The following is an 18,416-nucleotide window of genomic DNA, read 5'->3' on the forward strand; positions in this document are numbered from 1 at the left end:
GTTACAAATCAAACATTAAATAAAGGGCCCTTTGGCCCTTTATTCCTATCCGTAAAAAGCCAAATCAATCGCAATTCGTTGCATATCAAATGTAATTAAGCATTAAAGATATCTATCTGACTCGATCACCCGCTGCCTGCCAGTTTTCACCACTTCTTACTCTCCATAATCTTGTGCCAATGCAACAGCATTATCTATCTCATGAGAAGGAAGAGAAAATGAAGTCAAATAAACAGAAAAAACAGCAAGGCTTTACGCTGATTGAATTAATGATTGTGGTGGCGATTATTGGGATTTTGGCAGCATTTGCTGTTCCTGCATATCAAAACTACACCAAAAAAGCGACGCTTGCAGAGTTTCCTAAAGCAGCTGCCGCAATGAAATTAGCTGTAGAACTTTGTGCACACGAAAGCGCATCCGATGCAGCTACTTTTAAAGCAAACTGTATATCTCCTAATAACGGAGTGCCTGCTAAAATTGAAGACTTAAACGATATATCCATTGTGGCGGTTGCAGGTACATCTGGAGTAAATGTTATTGCTAAAGCTAAAGCAGTAAAAGGGCCGATTGCAAAAGATGAGGAATACATTATGGCAGCAAACTACACTGCAAGCGGTATCGAGTGGTCAAGCTCATCTAAGTACGCAGACGGAAAACCTCAGACTGATTACTGTCCTGATTAATCCATGCTAACCAATCTCCCAACGATTCTTCGTCAAGCAAGATTGATTAACCCTTCCCAAGAAGAATCGTTAATAGAGCAAGTCAACGCTTCCGGTATTTCGATGCCGGAAGCGTTAGTTAACTCTGGCATATTCGCCTCTAGTGAACTCGCGACTCACCTTAGTTCTACCTTTGGTTTACCCTGCGAATCCTTATCTCACTATGATTACACCGCCCTGTGCCAAAAATTGGGGCTGCGTGAACTGATCACGAGTCATCATGCATTGCCACTGGAGCGAACGCCTTCGACGTTAACTCTCGCCATTGCCGACCCAACGAACCAACAAGCTGAAGATGATTTTCGCTTTGCTACCGGATTACAAGTCGACTTAGTTATCGCTGATTTTTCGGAGCTTGATGCTGCGATTCGCCGTTTGTACGGTCGTGCGTTAGGTCAGGAAAAATCGGGCTTAAAAGAGATCAACCAAGAAGAATTGGCTAATTTGGTTGACGTCGGTGCTGATGAAATCGATAACATCGAAGACTTAAGTCAGGACCAATCACCGGTTAGTCGCTATATCAACCAAATTTTGCTTGATGCGGTACGTAAAGGCGCATCCGATATCCACTTTGAGCCCTATGAAAAGATGTATAGAGTTCGCCTCCGTTGCGACGGTATTCTGATTGAGACTCAACAGCCGCCAAGCCATTTAAGTCGACGCTTATCAGCCCGAATCAAAATTCTGTCCAAGCTTGATATTGCAGAAATGCGTATGCCGCAAGACGGTCGAATAAAGTTAAAGCTTAATCAAGACACTGCGATTGATATGCGAGTGTCGACCTTACCCACTCTATTCGGAGAAAAAATCGTATTGCGACTGCTCGACAGCAGCTCCGCTTCTCTGGATATCGATAAACTAGGCTACAGTGACCAGCAAAAGCAGCTGTACTTAGATGCTCTACGTCGTCCACAAGGCATGATTTTAATGACCGGCCCAACCGGCAGCGGCAAAACCGTCTCGTTGTACACGGGGCTGAGCATTCTCAATAAACCAGAAATCAATATTTCCACGGCTGAAGACCCGGTCGAAATCAATCTCTCCGGTATTAATCAGGTTCAGGTTCAACCTAAGATTGGCTTTGGGTTCGCTGAGGCACTGCGCTCTTTCCTGCGCCAAGATCCTGATGTGGTCATGGTGGGAGAAATCCGCGATCTGGACACAGCAGAGATCGCAATTAAAGCCTCACAAACAGGGCACTTAGTCCTCTCGACACTCCACACAAATTCAGCCGCTGAAACCGTTATCCGCCTAACGAATATGGGCGTTGAAAGCTTTAACCTCGCCTCGTCGCTCAGCCTTATTATTGCCCAGCGCTTAGCCCGTAAGCTTTGCCCGTACTGTAAACAGCCTCAAGAGGTTACCGCCGCATTACAACATATTGGCATTCAAGCAACTGACCAGATTTATCAAGCTAACCCAAATGGCTGTAACCACTGTACACACGGCTATTCGGGAAGAACTGGAATCTATGAGGTGATGCGTTTCGATGAAACCCTATCCGAAGCACTGATTAAAGGTGCCTCTGTAAATCAACTCGAAAAACTCGCTATCCGTAACGGGATGAGCACACTACAAATGTCAGGTATTGAAAAGCTTAAACAAGGCGTCACAAGCTTTAGCGAACTGCAGCGCGTGCTCTACTTTTAATTTCACTTTGAACTAGCAGCCATTTAGCCTATGAAAACGACGACCCCACAACTAAAAAACTTCCGCTGGAAAGGCATTAATAGCTCAGGGAAAAAAACTTCTGGGCAAACGCTGGCCATGAGCGAAGTGGAAGTACGTGAACGACTCAACGCCCAGCACATAAAAATCAAAAAGCTCAAAAAAAGCAGTATTTCTTTTTTAACCAAACTGAGTCATCGCGTAAAAGGCAAAGACATCACCGTTTTCACTCGACAAATCTCTACCATGCTGGTCACCGGTGTCCCACTCGTTCAGGCTTTGAAACTGGTTTCCAATAACCATAAAAAAGCCGAAATGAAATCTATTTTGATGAGCGTAACTCGAGCGGTTGAAGCGGGCACGCCGATGTCGAAAGCAATGCGCACGGCCAGCACACATTTTGACGCACTTTATACTGACCTCATCGCAACCGGAGAACTGTCAGGCAATCTGGCAGAAGTCTTTGAACGACTGGCCACTTATCGTGAAAAAAGTGAGGAACTCAGAGCGAAAGTCATCAAAGCCCTGATCTACCCAGCCATGGTTATGTTGGTTGCGCTCGGCGTGTCCTATCTCATGCTCACTCAAGTTATCCCCGAGTTTGAAAAAATGTTTTCTGGGTTTGGTGCAGATTTACCTTGGTTCACCAGACAAGTACTGGACTTGTCTGCGTGGATGCAAAATTGGGGTTCATTTATCGCTCTTGGGACACTTAGCCTAATTATATCAGCAAGAATACTGGTCAAACGTTCTGATTCTTTTCGCTTGATGATGGATCGAGCCATATTGAAAATTCCCGTTCTTGGCGCTGTGTTGTCCAAGGCTGCGATTGCTAAATTTAGCCGAACCCTGGCCACCAGCTTCAGTGCTGGTATCCCAATCCTAACCAGTTTAAAAACCACCTCCAAAACATCAGGAAACCTGCACTATCAGCTGGCAGTAGAAGAGGTCTATCGTGATACAGCCGCTGGTATGCCAATGTATGTCGCGATGCGTAACTGCGATGTTTTCCCTGAATTAGTGCTACAAATGGTGATGATTGGAGAAGAATCAGGCAGGCTTGATGAGATGCTCAATAAAGTCGCAACTATTTATGAATTCGAAGTAGATAACACCGTCGATAACTTAAGTAAGATTCTTGAACCACTGATTATCGTTTTTCTTGGTGTGGTCGTTGGTGGATTAGTGACAGCAATGTACCTGCCAATCTTTAACTTAATGAGTGTATTAGGCTAAAATGGAGGCTGTAAATTAATCATTAAAACAGCACCTTGCCGTTTGATGCACCGCTCAAGAGACAAATATGGAAGTATTTCAGTACTACCCATGGTTATTCGTTGTATTCGCCGTGGTTTTTGGTTTGATCGTGGGAAGTTTTCTCAATGTCGTTATCTATCGACTTCCAAAAATCATGGAGCTGGAATGGCGCCGTGAATGTGCTGAGTCTTTTCCTGAATACAATATTGAATCACCTAAAGAAGTACTCACATTGAGCGTACCCCGCTCCTCTTGCCAACAGTGCGGTACTCCGATTCGCATTCGCGATAACATCCCGGTTATCAGTTGGCTACTTCTTAAAGGTAAATGCCACAACTGTAGCGCCCCAATCAGCGCCAGATACCCACTTGTAGAAATACTGACGGCAGCCTGCTCTGGCTATGTTGCGTTTCATTTTGGATTCAGCTATTTCACTATTGCGCTAATATTCTTTACTTTCATTCTGATCGCAGCGACGTTTATCGATCTCGATACCATGCTGCTGCCCGATCAATTAACATTGCCATTAACTTGGGCTGGCATTGCTCTAGCATTGTTCGAAGTCAGTCCTGTTAGTCTGCAAGATGCCGTGATCGGTGCAATCGCTGGCTATTTATGTCTCTGGTCTGTTTATTGGGGCTTTAAATTGCTCACAGGCAAGGAAGGCATGGGCTATGGCGACTTTAAGCTACTCGCCGCGCTTGGCGCATGGCTGGGTTGGCAAGCTTTACCAATGATCATTTTGCTTTCTTCCATCGTAGGCGTCATATTTGGAATAATTCAGCTACGATTGCAGAAGAAAGGGATCGAAAAGGCCTTCCCTTTCGGTCCTTACTTAGCGATTGCCGGATGGGTAAGTTTACTCTGGGGTGATCAAATTCTAAATTGGTATTTCACATCAATTCTAGGAGCGTAAATGGCTTTGGTTATTGGCTTAACAGGCGGTATCGCTAGCGGTAAAACCACCGTGGCGAATCTGTTCAAGCAGCAATTTAAAATCGACATCGTTGATGCAGATATTGTTGCAAGAGAAGTCGTCGAGCCCGGAACACCGGGACTGACAGCAATTATTGAGCACTTTGGTAGCGATATTGTTCGTGACGATCAAATGCTCGATCGGGCAAAGTTAAGAGAGAAAATTTTTTCGAACCCAGATGAAAAAGACTGGCTTAATAAGCTACTGCACCCGATCATTCGCGAAAAAATGGTAGAAGACTTACAGCAAGTCACCTCTGATTATGCGCTTTTGGTTGTGCCGCTACTGGTAGAGAACCAATTAGAAAGCCTGTGTGACCGTGTTCTGGTGGTGGATGTCGATCCTGAAACGCAAATATCGCGTACGATGAAACGTGATAATGTCAGCGAAGAACAAGCCCGTGCGATACTTGTATCCCAGGCATCAAGACAGCAAAGGCTCGATATGGCAGACGATGTGGTTAAAAATAACCCGGATGACCAAGATCTTTTGCTTCAAATCACAGATTTGCATGAAAAGTACCTAGCCATGTGTAAGAAAAATCTGCAAAATTAGAATGAAACTCACCAAGGCTTATGTCGATGACCACGCACAAATTTGAACATCCGTTAAATGAGAAAACTCGTATTTATCTAAGAGTAGAGTCTCTGCTGCGTCAGGCTCACTTGGCTTCTGGCTTTGCTGAAAATCATCAGTACCAGCTATTTTTCCGTGCGTTGTTTGATATGGTTGAGATTTTCGAGCAACTACAACTGAAAAGTGAACTGGCCAAAGATCTTGAAAAACAGCGTTTGAGTTATCGACATTGGCTCCATGTAGAAGGTGTCGATCAAGAGGCACTGACATCCTTACTCAATGACATCGATGTGGTGCACAAACAATTAATGCGCGCTGAAAGGTTTGGTCAGGCACTGAAAGATGATCGATTCTTAAGCTCGATCAGACAAAGGTTTAATCTGCCTGGTGGTTCTTGTTGTTTTGATTTACCCGCTTTGCACTACTGGCTGCATTTACCACTTGATCGTAAAAAGCAGGATGCACAAAAATGGCTGGATAGCTTGAAGCCGCTTTCGGATGCGTTGAACTTATGGCTAAAGTTAACCCGAGAAACCGGGCAATTTAAAGCTCAAATCGGCCGTGCGGGCTTCTTCCAGAGCGATGCTGATGAAGCGAATATTCTGAGACTTCATATACCTATGGAGCACGGCGTCTACCCAATGATTTCAGGTCATAAAAACCGCTTTGCGATTAAGTTTATGTCGTTTGAAAGTGGTCAAGCTTGCACTCAAGATGTCGAGTTTGAATTAGCGGTATGTAGCTAGCCGAATCTCACTCAACTACTATTTCATTATTCCTCTCTATTCGAGAAACATTGTTAATTCAGAGAACCAACCCATGTCTAAAATTACTATCGTTCAATGCCCTCAATGTGGAGCCGACGTAGAATGGGGAGAGCAAAGCCCTCACCGACCATTTTGTAGCAAAAAATGCCAGATGATTGATTTTGGTGAATGGGCAGACGAAGAGAATGCCATTGCTGGCGCGCCAGACATGTCAGACAGTGACGGCTGGTCAGAAGATCAATACTAGGTTCTAGGTTCTAGGTTCTAGGTTCTAGGTTCTAAAGATTGAGGAAGTTGGCGTGAGAGCGTCAACTTTTTTATTGCCTGTCGAAAAGCAGTTCTCTTTCTCTCCTGGTTTAACGCCTTTCTATCTGCAATTCGGCTTAATTTCAGAGGATTAAGCGAAGGTGTATTTTACTATAGCAAGGAGAAGGAACGGAGTTTACGCCAGTAAATGAGTACCGCCGACACAGCTATAGTGAAATACAACCAGCTTAAACCCAGAAATAAAAAAACGGAGCCCAAAAGGACTCCGTTTAATGAGAACGCTAGTTATAGCATTACTTCTTAGCAAGTTTCTCTTTGATACGAGCAGACTTACCAGAACGCTCACGTAGGTAGTACAACTTGGCACGACGTACTGCACCACGGCGTTTAACTTCGATGCTATCAACGATTGGAGAGTGTGTTTGGAACGTACGCTCAACACCTTCACCGTTAGAGATCTTACGTACAGTGAAAGCAGAGTGTAGACCACGGTTACGGATTGCGATTACAACGCCTTCGAAAGCCTGTAGACGCTCACGGTCACCTTCTTTTACCTTAACTTGAACAACAACAGTGTCACCTGGTGCAAATTTAGGTAGGTCTGATTTCATTTGCTCTTCTTCAAGAGCTTTGATGATGTTACTCATTTTAAAATTCCTAGAATAAACTGATACTAAATAAATTAGGTTACTTTGCATTCTGTTCGTTAACGGCTTTATGCTCATTAACAAACTCGGCAAGTAATTGTTCCTGTTCGTCAGTCAGAGCTAGGTTTTCCAGGAGCTCTGGTCTTCTTAGCCAAGTTCGGCCCAGCGACTGCTTGAGTCGCCATTGACGAATGTCCTTGTGATTACCTGACATCAGTACCGCTGGTACTTCTTTGCCATCCAATACTTCAGGACGCGTATAGTGAGGGCAATCTAGCAAACCATTAGCAAAAGAATCTTCTTCTGCTGACGAGAAATCTCCCAGCACTCCCGGTATAAACCGAGAAACTGAATCAATTAACGTCATGGCTGGTATCTCGCCACCCGTCATCACAAAATCCCCAATCGACCATTCTTCGTCGACTTCGGATTGAATGATGCGCTCATCTACCCCTTCATAACGGCCACAAATAAGAAGTAAATTCTCATTGGTTGCCAGTTCTTCAACCCCTTGCTGGTCGAGCTTGCGACCTTGAGGAGAGAGGTAAATGACTTTCGTCTTACCCGGTGAGGCTTGCTTAGCGGTATGAATGGCATCGCGCAAAGGCTGAACCATCATTAACATACCAGGGCCACCACCGTAAGGTCGGTCATCGACAGTTCGATGTTTGTCGTGAGTGAAATCTCGAGGATTCCAAGTCTCAATCGACAAAAGACCTTTTTTAACCGCTTGACCTGTTACTCCAAAATCAGTAACAGAACGGAACATTTCAGGAAAAAGGCTAATAACGCCAACCCACATGTTTATCTCGCTCTGTAATTTTGGAGATTAGAATCCAGGATCCCAGTCAACTTCGATCCGTTGAGCTTCGCGATCAACTTTAATGATCACTTGCTCTTCAAGGAACGGGATTAATCGTTCCTTTTGCCCGAAAGCATCTTTAAGATTTGCTTTAACAACCAGAACATCGTTTGAGCCAGTTTCTAGCATGTCAGTAACGACACCCAGATCGTAACCTTTAGTGGTTACTACTTGCATCCCAAACAATTCACGCCAGTAGAACTCATCTTCTGACAATTCAGGTAGTACCGCAGGGTCAATAGCAATTTCAAAGTTCGTCATTAAATGCGCGTCTTCACGAACATCCATGCCTTCCAACTTAGCCACCATACCTTTGTTATGGCGCTTCCAGCTTTCTACTTTGTACTCAACCCATGTGCCCTTTTGGTTAATGTACCAAGGACTGTAATCGAAAATGCTTTCAGCATTGTCTGTGTAGGAAAAAACCTTAAGCCAACCTCGAATGCCGTAAGTAGCACCAAACTTGCCTACAACAATCTTTTCGTTGCTCATTGTTTCTTTACCTTTCATCGACATAAACTAGTTTCTACTTCTAACAGTAAAAAATTAAGCCGCTTTTTGAGCGTCTTTAACTAGCTTAGCAACGCGGTCAGATACAGACGCGCCTTGACCAACCCAGTGGTTAACGCGGTCTAGGTCTAGACGTAGACCTTCTTCTTGACCTTTAGCAGTTGGGTTAAAGAAACCAACTTTCTCGATGAAACGGCCAGTTGCAGCGTTGCGGCTGTCCGCTACTACGATTTGATAAAATGGACGCTTCTTAGCGCCGTGACGTGCCAAACGAATGGTTACCATGTCGTCCTCTTTGCTTTCTCAAAAATAAAATTAACCCCAAGAACCATTCAATAAATGAACAATTTGGGGCTCGTGCCAAAATAAAGCTCCGGAATTTTACTCTTATGCCGGAGCAATGCAAGGGATTTAGTTACTTTTTCACCAACATAAATTGAAATTAAAGTTTGTGATGTAGCTAACACCCTGAAACTATAGTGTGAGCGAGTGATTATCGACCAAATGGGTTGAAACCACCACCTCCGCCCATGCCACCCATCATGCCTTGCATGTTGCGCATCATGCCTTTCATGCCGCCTTTTTGCATCTTCTTCATCATTTTCTGCATCTGGGTGAACTGTTTTAGCAGACGGTTTACGTCCTGAACCTGCACACCTGAACCTGCAGCAATACGCTTCTTACGCGAACCCTTGATGATTTCTGGGCGTTGACGCTCTTTCATCGTCATAGAGCTGATGATCGCTTCCATTTGCTTAAACATCTTGTCATCGACTTTATCTTTGACATTGTCAGGTAGCTGAGACATGCCTGGAAGTTTATCCATCATGCCCATCATGCCGCCCATGTTTTGCATTTGGCCTAGCTGTTCACGGAAGTCTTCTAAGTCGAAGCCTTTCTTCTCTTTGAACTTTTTCGCCAGTTTTTCTGCTTTTTCTTGGTCAACGTTACGTTGCAGGTCTTCAATCAAAGACAGAACGTCACCCATGCCAAGAATACGTGATGCTACGCGGTCTGGGTGGAAGGGTTCCAGTGCGTCAGTTTTCTCACCAACACCTAGGAATTTGATTGGTTTACCCGTGATATGACGAACCGATAGCGCCGCACCACCACGTGCGTCACCATCAACTTTGGTTAGAATCACACCCGTAAGTGGCAGTGCATCTCCAAAGGCTTTAGCGGTATTCGCCGCATCCTGACCTGTCATTGCATCAACAACAAACAGTGTCTCGACAGGGTTAATCGCAGAGTGAAGATCTTTAATCTCACCCATCATCTGTTCATCAATCGCCAAACGACCAGCGGTATCGACAATCAGAACGTCGTAGAATTTCTTCTTCGCGTGGTCGATTGCTGCGTTCGCAATATCAATAGGCTTTTGGTCTGGTGAGGACGGGAAGAAATCAACACCAATGTCTGATGCCAGTGTTTCTAGCTGTTTGATCGCCGCAGGACGGTAAACGTCGGCAGACACAACCAGTACTTTCTTCTTATCACGCTCTTTTAACAGCTTGGATAGCTTACCTACCGATGTGGTTTTACCCGCACCTTGTAGACCTGCCATCAAAAGCACTGCTGGCGGCTGAGCGGCTAGGTTCAGAGCTTCGTTAGACTCACCCATTACAGCTTCAAGTTCGCCTTGAACGATCTTAATAAACTCTTGACCCGGAGTCAGAGATTTAGAAACTTCTACACCAACCGCTTTTTCTTTAACGCGGTTTACAAATTCACGAACAACAGGAAGCGCAACGTCCGCTTCCAAGAGTGCCATTCGCACTTCACGTAGGGTTTCTTTAATGTTGTCTTCTGTCAGACGACCTTTGCCACTGATATTTTTCAGCGTTTTGGATAATCGATCCGTTAAATTCTCAAACATCTTTGTCTCTTCGCTAAAATGGCGATTAATTAGTGTGAGTATACCTTAGCCAAGGTCTGAGTCATACCCGTACCGCTGCTCTATTATTGTCTCTATTTCTATATGGAGGGGTAACTTATTAATTTCAATATCTCATCTATCGCGATTGTTGTCGCATAGAGCGTAGCCGCAAAGAGTAATGCAAGGTATAATTTCTCTATTGTGCACAACAACATTTAGGATTCATGGATAGCGTAATTGCCATCGCGGCCGCCATACTTTACGTATTAGCGATTGCGACGATCATACCAGGACTTTCACAGCAGTCAGTCATCAAAGCAAAAACCGTATTTGCCAGCGCTGCCTGTGCGCTTGTTTTCCATGCGTGGTTATTGAGTGATCTGATCCTCGATGGTTCTGGTCAGAACTTTAGTATTCTTAATGTCGCCTCTCTTATCAGTTTCATCATCTCTCTGGTGATGAGCGTTGCGATGCTAAAGAACCGGCTTTGGTTTCTGTTGCCTGTTGTTTATAGCTTTGCTGCCATCAACTTATCTGCCGCGGCTTTTTTACCAAGCACCTTCATCAAGCATTTAGAAAACGATCCTAAGCTACTCATTCATATTTCTTTTGCTCTGTTTTCTTATGCCACTCTGAGTATTGGTGCGTTGTATGCGCTGCAACTCGCTTGGCTGGACCACAAACTGAAAACCAAAAAGTCTCTGGCAATCAACCCTAATTTACCGCCATTACTCATGGTTGAACGTCAGTTGTTTAAAATTATTTTGATTGGTAATTTGCTTCTGACGGCTACGCTTATTACTGGCTACATGTTTGTTCAAGATATGTTCGCGGAAGGAAAAGCGCATAAAGCCATTCTTTCTTTCATTGCTTGGGTGGTCTATTCAGTATTACTGTGGGGCCATTATCAAAAAGGTTGGCGCGGAAGAAAAGTGACCTGGTTTGCCGTTGCGGGAGCCACATTACTCACTCTGGCTTATTTCGGCAGCCGCTTTGTAAAAGAGATCATTTTGAATTAAGGCGTCCACAAGCCCTTTATATTCAAAGTTAAATCAAATACAGTACCGTAAATCTATGACTTAACAGTTCTACATAGCTTTTAAAAATAACCCAATACTTACAAGGAACAGCAACGTTTTGGACGACATATCTACGGGTATCTTATTTGCGCTACTCGCGTGTCTTATCGTCATATCAGGTTACTTTTCCGGTTCAGAAACAGGGATGATGTCACTGAACCGTTATCGCTTGAAACACTTAGCCAAAAATGGGCATAAGGGAGCAAAGCGTGTCGAAAAATTATTGGACCGTCCGGATCGCCTGATCGGTCTTATTCTTATCGGCAATAACCTTGTGAACATCCTCGCTTCTGCAATTGCGACTATTATCGGCATGCGCCTCTACGGTGACATGGGTGTGGCGATTGCGACTGGTGCGCTCACCATGGTGGTTTTGGTGTTTGCCGAAGTGACGCCAAAAACTATTGCCGCTTTGTATCCAGAGCGCGTGTCTTATACCAGCAGCATTCTGTTGACCATTCTGATGAAGTTACTTTCACCACTTGTGCTGCTTGTAAACTTCATTACCAATGGCTTTATTCGTCTGCTTGGGGTAAAGGCTGATCACTCTGTGGAAGATCACCTCAGTTCAGAAGAGCTGCGCACGGTTGTAAATGAAGCCGGCGGTCTTATCCCTCGTCGCCACCAAGATATGCTGGTGTCCATCCTAGATCTTGAGCACGTCACGGTAAACGATATTATGGTGCCACGTAATGAAATTACCGGTATCGATATCAACGACGACTGGAAGTCTATCGTTCGTCAGTTAACGCACTCACCACATGGCCGTATCGTTTTTTACCGCGATCAAATCGATGAAGTGGTCGGCATGCTACGTTTGCGTGAGGCTTACCGCCTGATGCTTGAAAAGAACGAGTTCACCAAAGAGACATTACTGCGTGCGGCTGATGAGGTGTACTACATTCCCGAAGGGACCCCTCTAAACGTGCAGATGTTGAAGTTCCAGCGCAATAAACAGCGCATTGGCCTTATCGTTGATGAGTATGGTGACATTATTGGCTTGGTAACGCTTGAAGATATCCTGGAAGAGATCATCGGTGAGTTTACCACTTCGATCTCACCAAGCTTATCTGATGAAATCAGCCCGCAAGGGGATGGCAGCTTCTTAATCGAAGGCAGCACCAATATCCGTGACATCAATAAAGGTCTGAAGTGGCATCTGCCGACTGATGGTCCTCGTACACTAAACGGCTTGATCTTAGAGCACTTAGAAGACATTCCCGAAAGTCACCTGAGCGTGCAAGTGTCCGGACATCCGATGGAAATTGTCGAGATTGAAGAGAACCGAATTAAGTTAGTTCGCGTCTACCCTAAACGGAAGAAAGGCAGTAACTAAAAGTAATCTGTTTACAGATACATAAAAAGAGCCTGACATTGTCAGGCTCTTTTCGTTAAATTATTTGATAAGACAACTCAGGTCTTAGTCGATACGCAGTTCTTTTAACATCGACTCAGGCAGAGCTAGCTCATCATTTTTATTCACTGACACACCCGCATCCAGAATGTTTTTCGCAATTTGCTTTGCTTCATCCAGTGAGTGCATTGCCGCAGTGCCACATTGGTATTCATTCAGCTCAGGGATTTTGTTCTGACTTTCGACTTTCAGTACATCTTCCATTGATACAATCCAAGCATCCGCGACTTGTTGCTCTGAAGGCGTGCCGATCAGGCTCATGTAGAAGCCAGTACGACATCCCATTGGCGAAATATCAATGATCTCAACGCTGTCACCGTTTAGATGGCTACGCATAAAGCCGGCGTAAAGGTGCTCTAGTGTATGGATGCCTTTCTCTGAAAGGATATCTTTGTTTGGTGCAGTAAAGCGTAAATCGAAGACAGTAATGGTGTCCCCTTTTGGGGTTTGCATGGTTTTCGCGACTCGCACAGCAGGTGCATTCATACGAGTGTGATCCACAGTAAAACTATCGAGTAAAGGCATTACATCTCTCCTGATTGTAATCTCAACACCTTACGGTATTGGTTTGATTTCTGTTTATCCCTATTAGGGTTAAAAGAACCAGCTGCTGTTGTCTTCCAGTTCCTGACGACATTGTTTCAGCTGCCAGCCATAATTCTTCGCGGTTTGTTCTACACGTCTCGCGACTTTAACTAAGCTAGGTTTCCTTTTATAGGTTCCGCGCTGATAACCGCCTCTCCCTTCATGATAGGCAAGATACTGGTTATATGGGTCCCATAAAGAGATACCAAGCTGGCGACGGGTTTCGTGGGTATACCAACCGACAAACATCATAGCGTCATCAAAGTTAGTACGCGAGCCACCTTGCCCGGTCGAATCCTGAAAATCGTCCCAGGCGGGATCTTGCGCCTGAGCGTAGCCATATGCGCTACTGACTCTACCCCAGGGGATAAAGCCCAGCACATAATCTTTGGGTGGTTTTGCGTCGTGTCGGTATCCGCTCTCTTGCTTGATAATCGCCATTGCGACATGGATCGGAGTACCCCACTCTTCTTCCATATCTTTTGCATCATCATACCAGCCAGATTTTTCGCGGAATATCTCACATAGATTATCTTGCTGCTGTGGTGGTGCCGTCGCACATCCTGCGAGCAACACACTACCTAACACCGATACAACCAGAGGCTTAATATTCAATCCCACCCAATCCTTACTACTCTGTTATTGTTTTAAATAAGAAAAATAGTCTTCCAGGAAGTCATCAAAAGACATCGTGTCACTTAGCTCTGCTTGCTTTTGTTTTTCAACCGATGCTAACGCTTCCTGTTCCATCACTTCTTGTGAGTAATGCTGGTAGCCGTGATTCAGGTTATCTTCACGATGCTTCATACCAAGTGAACAACCTACTTTACCTAAGCCGCCCAACTCCTTGGTCAGTTCCAACAATTGACCAGAAGTCGTCAATTCAGGCTCCTCAATCCAGCCAGTTAGCTTATCGCAAACCTGTTGGTAAGCACTACCACCAGTTACCTCGTCTATCATCACGGCAATTTGGCGTAGCTCGGCAAACACACGATGTGCCCACTCTTGCAGAGGCAGGCGCTCACCTTGGCAACCGATCTGAAGCATCAAGCCTTTTTCACGACCAGAAACAATGACTTTGTTCCAGTTATCACGCCAGCACTCCAGCTCACAGTTATCCATCGGTTCTGAATCAGACAAGGCTGCCCAGGTCAGGAACAGGTCTAAGAAACGGACTTGCTCTTCTGTGATACCTACAGGGCTGAATGGGTTTACATCAAGAGAGCGAACTTCAATATATTCAACGCCAGCACGCTTCAATGCTTCTGATGGTTTCTCTCCACTTTTTGCCACGCGTTTAGGGCGAATTGGCGCGTACAATTCGTTCTCAATCTGCAAAATATTCGAGTTAAGTTGACGGTACTCACCATCCACTTTCACGCCAATTTTTGCAAACTCTTCTGACGGACGACGAATAGCATCACTTAAACCTTCTAGGTACTGATCAATACTATTAAAGCCTATTTTTAGCGTGCTCTGTGCATTATTCGTGTATCCGAGATCACTCAGACGCAAAGAAGTCGATTTCGGCAGGAATAAAGTGCCACCCAAACTTTCAAACGGCAAATCCGTTTCCCGCCCCTGAATAAACGATCCACACAGCGCAGGTGAAGCACCGAAGAAATATGGAATCATCCAACCAAAACGATAGTAATTACGAATTAGGGCAAAGTACGCATCAGATTTCGTTTCCTGACGAGCTTCTTCATCCTGCTCGCCATACAGGGCATCCCAAAACAATTCAGGGAATGAGAAGTTGAAGTGCACTCCTGAGATGATCTGCATCAAACTCCCGTAACGGCGTTTTAGCCCTTCTCGGTAGAGTGTTTTCATTCGTGCTGAGTTAGAGGAACCATACTGTGCGAGATTAATATTCTCTTCACTGGCGACATAACATGGCATCGAAAGTGGCCACATTTTTTCTTCACCCATTTTCGTTTGAGTAAAGTGGTGGATATCTTTCAGTTGGGCCATTAGCTCCGGAATATCATGAGAAACCGGAGTGATAAACTCCAATAGTGACTCAGAAAAGTCCGTAGTAATCCATTGGTTCGTGAACGCTGAGCCCAAACCCTCTGGATGAGGTGTTGTTGCTAGCTGTCCATCCTGACGATAGCGTAAAGTTTCACGCTCAACACCGCGTCCAAACTGCTTAAATACTTCTGGGTTTGATGCAACTTTTTCCAGTCGCGCAGCAAAATCAGTCAAAATGAGGTTCGCTTATGTTAGGAGCAGGCCACTTGCCATCCGAAGCAAGTGAAAGCTAAGTTATTGATATTCAGTTCATCTAGATAAAGAACCCATGAAAAGTCACTTATCTAGATGTATAGCGGAGAGCACGCCCTCCGCTATTAGATGTGTACTCTATCGAATGATTTCAAGCTCTTCTACGTCTTTCCCCAACTTTTCTAATTGAGGGCGAAGTGATTTAGCATCGCCAACTACAATGATTTGATAATCATTAGGGTCAAACCACTTCTGTGCCAATGTATTTAGTGTCTGCTTGTCCACTGTTTCTACAATCGCATTTCGCTGCTGAAGATAGTCTTTATCGAGGTTGTATTTAGAGATGTTACTGATGAGCTCCGCTTTTTGTGTCGGAGTTTCATACTTTAGAGCATCTTTTTGCCCCACCGCCTGACGCATAAAGTTCAACTCATCATCCGTCATACCAGCTTGAGAGAATTCATTCAGTTCATTTTTCATCTCTATAATTGAAGCAACGGTCGAATCAGCACGGACTTGTGCGGTAAATACAACAGATCCAGTTTCAGGGTTACCAGAGAAATAGCCATACGCACCATACGTGTACCCTTTGTCTTCACGTAAGTTTTGGTTGATGCGGCTATTGAAGTTACCCGATAAATTGAAATTAGCCAACTGACCTAGGAAAAACTCCCCCGTCGCATCGTATGGCACGCCTTGACGGACCATCATAACTACGCTTTGCGGCGCTCCCGGTTTGTCCACAAGGTGAACTTTTTGCTTACCCAGTGCAGGTATACTTTGTGGTGCGTACAGCGGTGCTGCATCATCCTGCCAGTTCGCCCAGAACGCTAACTTTTGCTCGATATCTTGTTTGCTCACATCGCCGACAACCGTGATCTGAGCACCATGTGGCGTGTAGTGCGTTGTGTAAAACTCGCGGATATCATTGAGTGTCAGAGCTTTCATCCCCGCTTGAGTACCGTCTTTAGGGCGAGCGAAAATGGAATCACCGTAAAGTACCTGACGGCTTGCTTGTGAAGCCATCCAGCTTGGGCTTTGATGCTCATAAACCAGTCCTTCCAGCGCTTGCTGTTTCACGCGTTCAAAGTCTTCTTGTTTGAAAGCAGGAGACAGCAACATCTCTTCGACGATCTTTAAGGTTGGCGCTAGGTTTTTCTCCAAAGCAGAAACACTGATATTGGTGGTATATCCGGTTGCATCGACGGAAATAACACTGCCCAGTTTATCGATCTCAGCCTGAATCTCTTCCATAGTGCGTTTCGTCGTGCCTTCCTGAAGCATTGATGCGGTGAGCTGTGCCAACCCTTCTTTGCCTTTCTCCACATAACGCGTGCCTGCAGGCAGGCTGAATTGCATCATAACGGTAGGCGTTTCATCGCTCACAGCGCCTAGAAGCTCAGAACCATTGTCGAAATGGACATCATATAAGTCCGGCATAGTGGCTTTCACCGGCTCACCCATTGGTGGCTGAACAGAACGGTCAAAATCATCCGTCGCTCGGCGGTAAGCGAGTTGATCATCAGTGATCTTTTTGTATTCAGGGAGTGTGCGCTCAGGCGTAACAAACGTTGCTGGTTTGACAGCCAAATCCGTTTTACCCGTCGGTACCACACTAAGCGTCACTTTAGACTTACCCTGAATAAAGTCACGGTAAACTTTATCAACGGAATCCGGGGTCACGGCTCGAATTTGTTCTAGCTGCTTTTCAATTAAGTCTGGCTGGCCAAAGAACGTTTCGTTAGAGGCTAACTGAGTCACTTTACCTTTGACACTTTGCAACGCAAAAATCGCATCGGCTTCTGCCTTACCAGTGAGCTGTTCCAAACGATCTTCCGTTACACCGGTTTCAGCAAATTTATTTAAAGACTGAGCCAGGTCTTGGTACAGCTTAGATAAATCGCCCTTGTCGCCAGAGTCTCCCATCGCATAGACAAAGAAGGTACATGCCAGCTCCGCACAATCATGAAATGAACCTGCATCAACCGCTTTCTGGGTTTTCACCAGATCTTGATAAAGTAAGCTGTTGGTCCCGCCACCAAGTACTTCGGATAAGGTATCCAGTGACGCTTGGCTTGCTTCACCATCGTAAGTCGTTGGCCACGCGATCATCACCATTGGCTGCTGAATACGATCTTCTAACGTAATGTATTTGCTTTCGGTCAGCGTTGCTGGTTGTTTTGCTGCATTCTCAACTTCTGGACCACGAGGAATAGAGCCAAAGTACTTGTTAACCCAAGCCAGCGTCTTTTCAACATCCAGATCACCACCTATCGTCAGCGTGGCGTTATTTGGGCCATACCATCGCAAGAAAAAGGCTTTCAGATCATTCACATCAACGCGATCTAAATCTTCCACATAACCGATTGTTTGCCATGAGTAAGGGTGGCCTTCAGGATATAACGCTTCTGACATGCGTTCCCAAATCAAACCATATGGACGGTTATCGTAACGTTGAGCACGTTCGTTCTTAACCGTAGAGCGTTGAATTTCAAACTTATGCTGTGAAACTGCGTCAAGCAAGAAACCCATGCGATCAGATTCGAGCCAAAGCATTTTCTCTAGCTGATTGGCTGGTACAGTTTCAAAGTAGTTAGTGCGGTCTCGGTTGGTTGTCCCGTTGAGTGTACCACCAGCCTCAGTGATGATTTTGAAATGCTCTTGGTCACCTACGTTCTCTGAGCCTTGGAACATCATGTGCTCAAAGAAGTGCGCAAACCCAGACTTACCGATTTCTTCACGGGCAGAACCAACATGATAAGTCATATCAACGTGCACCAGCGGATCTGAATCTTCTGGTGCGAGAATGACGGTCAATCCGTTATCAAGCTTGTATTTTTGGTATGGGATTTTAACTTTGCCTTCTTCCGCTTGTGATGACTCTACGAAAGTGATCCCCTCTGGCAGTGAAGAAACAGGGGATTGTGATGCACAACCCGTGATCACGAGCAGTGAACACGCGCTAACCCAAAACATTCTCATGT

General features: G+C 45.1%; 18 protein-coding genes. 9 read left to right on the plus strand and 9 right to left on the minus strand.

Going from position 1 to position 18,416, the window contains the following annotated elements; genetic code table 11:
• Positions 1 to 218 precede the first annotated feature (218 nt).
• The 7 genes from L9Q40_RS02075 (at position 219) to yacG (ending at position 6,213) form a co-directional block, all read left to right on the plus strand.
• The gene (locus tag L9Q40_RS02075) at positions 219 to 683 is read left to right on the plus strand and encodes a pilin (protein ID WP_498791793.1); all 465 of its coding nucleotides are present in this window, start codon (positions 219 to 221) and stop codon (positions 681 to 683) included.
• Positions 684 to 686: 3 nt separating this feature from the next.
• On the plus strand, positions 687 to 2,372 hold the full coding sequence (pilB, locus tag L9Q40_RS02080) for a type IV-A pilus assembly ATPase PilB (RefSeq protein WP_498791794.1): 1,686 nt from the start codon (positions 687 to 689) through the stop codon (positions 2,370 to 2,372).
• 30 nt (positions 2,373 to 2,402) lie between these two features.
• Positions 2,403 to 3,626: a type II secretion system F family protein gene (locus L9Q40_RS02085; protein WP_498791795.1), complete on the plus strand. Its 1,224-nt coding sequence runs from the start codon at positions 2,403 to 2,405 to the stop codon at positions 3,624 to 3,626.
• A 67-nt stretch (positions 3,627 to 3,693) separates the two neighbouring features.
• Positions 3,694 to 4,563, plus strand: coding sequence for a prepilin peptidase (locus L9Q40_RS02090; RefSeq protein ID WP_243974794.1), 870 nt, complete (start codon positions 3,694 to 3,696; stop codon positions 4,561 to 4,563).
• Positions 4,564 to 5,178 (plus strand): dephospho-CoA kinase, encoded by a 615-nt coding sequence (gene coaE, locus L9Q40_RS02095; protein ID WP_014232954.1) that lies wholly within the window; start codon positions 4,564 to 4,566, stop codon positions 5,176 to 5,178. It begins immediately after the preceding gene.
• Between the two features lie 26 nt (positions 5,179 to 5,204).
• Entirely contained in the window at positions 5,205 to 5,945 is a 741-nt protein-coding gene (gene zapD, locus L9Q40_RS02100; RefSeq protein ID WP_014232955.1) for a cell division protein ZapD, read from the plus strand.
• Between the two features lie 73 nt (positions 5,946 to 6,018).
• Positions 6,019 to 6,213 (plus strand): DNA gyrase inhibitor YacG, encoded by a 195-nt coding sequence (gene yacG / locus L9Q40_RS02105; protein ID WP_014232956.1) that lies wholly within the window; start codon positions 6,019 to 6,021, stop codon positions 6,211 to 6,213.
• 313 nt (positions 6,214 to 6,526) lie between these two features.
• Here the strand turns inward: yacG and rplS are convergent, their stop codons facing one another.
• The 5 genes from rplS to ffh all read right to left on the minus strand — a co-directional run bounded on the left by rplS (position 6,527) and on the right by ffh (position 10,128).
• Positions 6,527 to 6,880: a 50S ribosomal protein L19 gene (gene rplS / locus L9Q40_RS02110; protein ID WP_005379971.1), complete on the minus strand. Its 354-nt coding sequence runs from the start codon at positions 6,878 to 6,880 to the stop codon at positions 6,527 to 6,529.
• 40 nt (positions 6,881 to 6,920) lie between these two features.
• Positions 6,921 to 7,682, minus strand: coding sequence for a tRNA (guanosine(37)-N1)-methyltransferase TrmD (gene trmD, locus L9Q40_RS02115; RefSeq protein WP_014232957.1), 762 nt, complete (start codon positions 7,680 to 7,682; stop codon positions 6,921 to 6,923).
• A 27-nt stretch (positions 7,683 to 7,709) separates the two neighbouring features.
• Entirely contained in the window at positions 7,710 to 8,258 is a 549-nt protein-coding gene (gene rimM / locus L9Q40_RS02120; RefSeq protein ID WP_014232958.1) for a ribosome maturation factor RimM, read from the minus strand.
• Positions 8,259 to 8,288: 30 nt separating this feature from the next.
• Complete coding sequence (gene rpsP / locus L9Q40_RS02125; RefSeq protein ID WP_005379962.1) at positions 8,289 to 8,537, minus strand: 30S ribosomal protein S16; 249 nt, start codon at positions 8,535 to 8,537, stop codon at positions 8,289 to 8,291.
• Positions 8,538 to 8,745: 208 nt separating this feature from the next.
• Positions 8,746 to 10,128 carry a signal recognition particle protein gene (gene ffh / locus L9Q40_RS02130; protein ID WP_014232959.1) on the minus strand — a complete coding sequence of 461 codons (1,383 nt, stop codon included), beginning with the start codon at positions 10,126 to 10,128 and terminating at the stop codon, positions 8,746 to 8,748.
• Between the two features lie 224 nt (positions 10,129 to 10,352).
• Between ffh and L9Q40_RS02135 the strand changes: the two genes are divergently transcribed.
• Together L9Q40_RS02135 and L9Q40_RS02140 are read left to right on the plus strand one after the other, a co-directional pair.
• On the plus strand, positions 10,353 to 11,147 hold the full coding sequence (locus L9Q40_RS02135) for a cytochrome C assembly family protein (RefSeq protein ID WP_498791796.1): 795 nt from the start codon (positions 10,353 to 10,355) through the stop codon (positions 11,145 to 11,147).
• A gap of 118 nt (positions 11,148 to 11,265) precedes the next feature.
• The gene (locus tag L9Q40_RS02140) at positions 11,266 to 12,543 is read left to right on the plus strand and encodes an HlyC/CorC family transporter (RefSeq protein ID WP_014232961.1); all 1,278 of its coding nucleotides are present in this window, start codon (positions 11,266 to 11,268) and stop codon (positions 12,541 to 12,543) included.
• A gap of 84 nt (positions 12,544 to 12,627) precedes the next feature.
• Here L9Q40_RS02140 and luxS read toward each other — a convergent pair whose 3' ends face one another.
• The 4 genes from luxS to L9Q40_RS02160 form a co-directional block, all read right to left on the minus strand.
• Positions 12,628 to 13,146 carry an S-ribosylhomocysteine lyase gene (gene luxS / locus L9Q40_RS02145; RefSeq protein WP_498791797.1) on the minus strand — a complete coding sequence of 173 codons (519 nt, stop codon included), beginning with the start codon at positions 13,144 to 13,146 and terminating at the stop codon, positions 12,628 to 12,630.
• 69 nt (positions 13,147 to 13,215) lie between these two features.
• Positions 13,216 to 13,821, minus strand: coding sequence for a transglycosylase SLT domain-containing protein (locus L9Q40_RS02150; protein WP_014232963.1), 606 nt, complete (start codon positions 13,819 to 13,821; stop codon positions 13,216 to 13,218).
• A 24-nt stretch (positions 13,822 to 13,845) separates the two neighbouring features.
• Positions 13,846 to 15,414 (minus strand): glutamate--cysteine ligase, encoded by a 1,569-nt coding sequence (gene gshA / locus L9Q40_RS02155; protein WP_498791798.1) that lies wholly within the window; start codon positions 15,412 to 15,414, stop codon positions 13,846 to 13,848.
• Between the two features lie 156 nt (positions 15,415 to 15,570).
• On the minus strand, positions 15,571 to 18,414 hold the full coding sequence (locus tag L9Q40_RS02160; protein WP_498791799.1) for a M16 family metallopeptidase: 2,844 nt from the start codon (positions 18,412 to 18,414) through the stop codon (positions 15,571 to 15,573).
• Positions 18,415 to 18,416: the final 2 nt, after the last annotated feature.

It is taken from the genome of Allocatenococcus thiocycli, assembly GCF_921292965.1.
GTDB lineage: Bacteria > Pseudomonadota > Gammaproteobacteria > Enterobacterales > Vibrionaceae > Vibrio > Vibrio natriegens.